This is a genomic window from Actinocorallia lasiicapitis (assembly GCF_054778695.1).
Genome location: NZ_BAAGZI010000476.1, coordinates 1 through 4031, shown reverse-complemented (window position 1 = coordinate 4031; position 4031 = coordinate 1). Strand labels below are relative to the sequence as shown.

Sequence of the window (4031 nt, the reverse complement as noted above, 5' to 3'; positions counted from 1 at the left end):
CCGCGAGCGCGCGCAGCGCCGTCGACTTCCCGGCGCCGTTGGGGCCGAGCAGGGCGACGACCTCGTCGGGCGCGACCTCCAGCGGCAGCTCGAGCCGGAAGGTCCCGCGATCCACGATGATCAGGGCGTCGAGGCTCATGACGCGCCGCCCACCCAGCGGTCGCGGAGCGCGGCCAGCACCCCCACCGACACCACGAGCAGCACCAGGCTGAGCACGATCGCGGCCGCCGGATCGGTCTCCAGCGCCAGGTAGACGGCGAGCGGCATCGTCTGGGTGCGGCCGGGGAAGTTGCCGGCGAAGGTGATCGTGGCGCCGAACTCGCCAAGCGCGCGCGCCCAGCAGAGCACCGCGCCCGCCACGACCCCCGGCATGATCATCGGCAGGGTGACCCGGCGGAAGACCGTCCAGCGGGACGCGCCGAGGGTCGCCGCGGCCTCCTCGAACCGTGGATCGGCGGCGCGCAGCGCGCCCTCCACGCTGATCACCAGAAAGGGCAGGGCGACGAAGGTCTCGGCGAGCACGACGCCCGCGGTCGTGAACGGCAGCGTGAACCCGAACGCGGCGTCCAGCCACCGGCCGACCAGGCCGTTGCGGCCCAGCACCAGCAGCAGCGCGACACCGACGACCACCGGCGGCAGCACCAGCGGCACCGTGACCAGCGCGCGCACCAGCCGTCTGGCCGGGAAGCGGACCCGCGCGAGGAACCAGGCGAGCGGCACCCCGAACAGCAGGCACAGCACCGTCGCGAGCGTCGCGGTGACGAGGGACAGGCGCAGCGCCTCCAGAACCACCGGCTCCGCGAGGCGCTGCGGGAGGGTCGACCAGGGCGCGCGGATCAGCAGCCCGGCCAGCGGCAGCACCAGGAAGGCCAGAGCGATCAGCGCGGGGACGGTCAGCCCCCAGGGAGCACGGGATCTCAGGGCGCTTCGAACCCGGCCTTGGTCAGGACTCCCCTGCCCTGAGCGGAGAGCACCAGTTCAACGAACTGCTTCGCCAGTTCGCCCTCCGGGGCCTTGGACAGCGCGGCGATCGGATAGTCGTTGATCGCGTTGTCGGCCTCGGGGAACGCGATGCTCGTCGCCTTGTCGCCGGAGGCGATGACGTCGGTCTTGTAGACGAGGGCGGCGTCGACCTCGCCGAGCTGCACCTTGGTCAGGGTCGCCTTGACGTCCTGCTCCAGCGTGACGGGCTTGACGGTCAGGCCAGCGGCCTCCAGCGCCTTCACCGCGGCGGCGCCGCACGGCACCTCGACGGCGCAGAGCGCGACCTTGATCTTCGGGTTGGCCAGGTCCTTCAACGCGGTGACCTTGCCGGGGTTGGCCGGCGGCACCGCGATCTCGAGCTTGTTCCGGACGAAGACCGTCGGAGAGACCGCCAGCGAGGCGTCCGTGACGGTCTTCATGGTCGCGGGGCTGGCGGCCGCGAACACGTCGGCGGGCGCGCCCTGGGTGATCTGCTGGGCGAGTCCGGAGGACGGCCCGAAGTTGAACACGACGTCGACGTCCTTGTGCTCGGCCTCGAAGGCCGTCTCGAGCTCGGTGAAGGACTCCTTCAGCGAGGCCGCGGCGAAGACGTTCAGGGTCGTCTTGTCGTCGGAGCCGCCGCATCCGGTGGTGACGCCCGCGACCAGCAGGCCGACCACGGCGATCTTCTGGAACGTGCTCCTGGTGAACAACGACGTACTCATTGCGGGGGGTCGCCTCTCATGGGGGGATCTCGACGACGACGTTGGTCGACTTGATCACCGCGACGGCCACGACCCCGGGCTCGAGACCCAGCTCGTCGGCCGACTGGCGGCTCATCAGGGACACCACCCGGAACGGTCCCGCCGCGATCTCGACCTGGGCCATCACCGCGTCGCGGGTCACCTCGGTCACGATCCCGCGGAACCGGTTGCGGGCCGAGGAGATCCCCGATTCCTCCTCCAGGATCTGGGCGCGCGCGAACGCCGCCAGATCCCCGCCCCGCACGGTGCGGTGACCGTTGTCGTCCCGTTCGGCGGTCAGCCGGCCGGAGTCGACCCAGCGCCGGACCGTGTCGGCGCTGACGCCGAGCAGCGCGGCCGCCTCACTGATCCGAAACGTCGTCACAGAACCCACCTTACCTTCGCAGAAACCAGCCGAACATCACGATCGCCCTCGCAATCGCAAGTCTTGACCACCCTCACCCTCGCGGCTGCGGGTCAGCCGCCCCGCACACGCAGCCGGGCCGCCAGATCCGCCACGACGGCGTCCAGCTCCGCGGAGCGGGCCAGCCGCCGCTCGCGGTCCTCATCCTCCAGCTCCTCCAGCCGCGCCCTGACGTCGCGCTCGGTCTGCCTGAGCTCGATCTCGCCGTAGGCGGTCACGAAGGTCTCGCGCACCCGCAGATCCAGCTCGTGCGTACGGGACGCGCTCGCCAGCCGGGCGGCGACGATCCGATCGTAGGCCGTCGTGCCGCCCAGCAGTTTCGCCAGCACCGGCAGGCAGTCGATGACGATCAGAAAGAGGCGGACCAGCCAGTGGGCGGCCAGCACGAAGAAGTCGCGGTCGCCCAGCCGGGACAGCGCGTGGGTCCGTTCCAGCAGCCCGACGGGGCCCTGGTGGGCGCGGAACTCGGCCGTCCTGGCCAGGATCGCCTCGTTCAGCTCGGCCCCGTAGGCGCGGATCGCGTCACCAGCAGCCGCGGTCAGCTCGGTGATGCGGCGGTCGAGCCGTCCGACGGCCGCCTGTTTGCCCGCGAGATCGCTGTCCTGCCGGAACCTGTCGGCTTCGTCGCGGTTGCGGGCGCAGTTGGGGCCCTCCCCCGCGTCGCCGCTCAACCCGGGACCGGCCGAGCCGTTGCATTCGCGGCGGGCGATGTCGTTGCGGCGGGCCAGTTCCTTCTGGGCGTCGCCGATCTCGGTCAGCAGCCGTGCCCGCTGCGCCACGGTGTCGTCGAGCGCCGTCAGCGCTCCGTCGGGCGGTGAGCCGACGGTCACCCGGGACTCCGCGCAGCCCGCGGGGACGGCCGCCGCCGGGTCGGCGGGGTTGCACTCCCGCAGCCGCGACTCCAGCGCCTGGACCTGCGCGGACCGCTCGTCGGCGACCTCCCGTTCGATCGCCGAGGAGAACACCGTCAGCACGAACGGCTCCGCGATGATCACCCCGAAGAGCAGCGCCACCAGCAACCGGGGCACGAACAGCCGCACCCGCGAGCCGCCCAGCACCCCGTGCGTGCTGGAGATCAGCCACCGGTCGATGCTCCCGACGAGCAACGCCCAGAACACCGCCACCGGCACCAGCAGCGGCCACGCCACCTCGAACACCATCGTCAGCGCGACCAGCAGTGACAGCCCGGCCAGCCCCGCCGTCCCCACCACGATCGCCCCGAGCCCGGTGTACCGCGCCCGCTCCTCCGGCACCCAGTCCAGCGCCGCTTCCGACACCCCCGCCGCAACCCTGATCCACCGCCCGATCCCCCGATCAGGCCCCACCGGCCTACCGGCCTCAACAACACCGACCACAGACACATCGGTCGCAGACACATCGGTCGCAGACATGTCAGGGACTGGGAGGTCGGGGGCGGGGACGTCGGAGTCAGTCTTCATGGGGACTCGTGAGTTCAGGGCTCTGGAGTTCGGAGGTCTGGACGGCGGCAGGAGCAGAGGCATCGCGGAGGCGGCTCAGCTCGTGGAGAGCCTCCCTGGTGAGTTCAGGGCCCGGGAGTTCAGCGGCCGGGACGGCGGCGGGAGCGGGGGCATCGCGGACGTGGCCCAGCTCGCGGAGAGCCTCCCTCGGGAGTTCGGGGGCCGGGATGGGGGTATCGCGGAGGCGGCCTAGTTCGCGGAGGGCTTCCATTTTGAGTTCGAGGTCTTCGCGGGTGAGGCGTTCGCGGCGGAGTTCGTCCTCGCGCTGCCAGAGGAGTTCGCGGAGCGTGTCCTCGCGGCGGTGGGCTCGGTCGTGGAGCTGGTCTTCGCGGCCCCACTCCAGGGCGCGGTCGGCGGCGCGCAGGGAGCGGGCGTGGTCGCGGGCCTGGTCCTCGCGGGCCCAGAGCAGGGCGCGCTCGGCGG

General features: G+C 71.9%; 6 protein-coding genes. All 6 read right to left on the bottom strand.

Going from position 1 to position 4031, the window contains the following annotated elements:
• Positions 1–139: ATP-binding cassette domain-containing protein (locus ACYVE7_RS30545; protein WP_460369585.1), on the bottom strand; the 139-nt coding region annotated here is incomplete at its 3' end.
• Positions 136–921 (bottom strand): ABC transporter permease, encoded by a 786-nt coding sequence (locus tag ACYVE7_RS30540; RefSeq protein ID WP_460369583.1) that lies wholly within the window; start codon positions 919–921, stop codon positions 136–138. The genes ACYVE7_RS30540 and ACYVE7_RS30545, both read right to left, overlap by 4 nt.
• Positions 918–1688, bottom strand: coding sequence for a molybdate ABC transporter substrate-binding protein (modA, locus tag ACYVE7_RS30535; protein WP_460369581.1), 771 nt, complete (start codon positions 1686–1688; stop codon positions 918–920). The genes ACYVE7_RS30540 and modA overlap by 4 nt, the downstream gene beginning before the upstream one ends.
• Before the next feature lie 16 nt (positions 1689–1704).
• The gene (locus ACYVE7_RS30530) at positions 1705–2091 is read right to left on the bottom strand and encodes a TOBE domain-containing protein (RefSeq protein ID WP_460369580.1); all 387 of its coding nucleotides are present in this window, start codon (positions 2089–2091) and stop codon (positions 1705–1707) included.
• Between the two features lie 92 nt (positions 2092–2183).
• Positions 2184–3407, bottom strand: coding sequence for a DUF4407 domain-containing protein (locus tag ACYVE7_RS30525; protein WP_460369579.1), 1224 nt, complete (start codon positions 3405–3407; stop codon positions 2184–2186).
• Between the two features lie 151 nt (positions 3408–3558).
• A partial coding sequence (locus ACYVE7_RS30520) for a hypothetical protein (RefSeq protein ID WP_460369578.1) occupies positions 3559–4031 on the bottom strand: 473 nt, incomplete at its 5' end.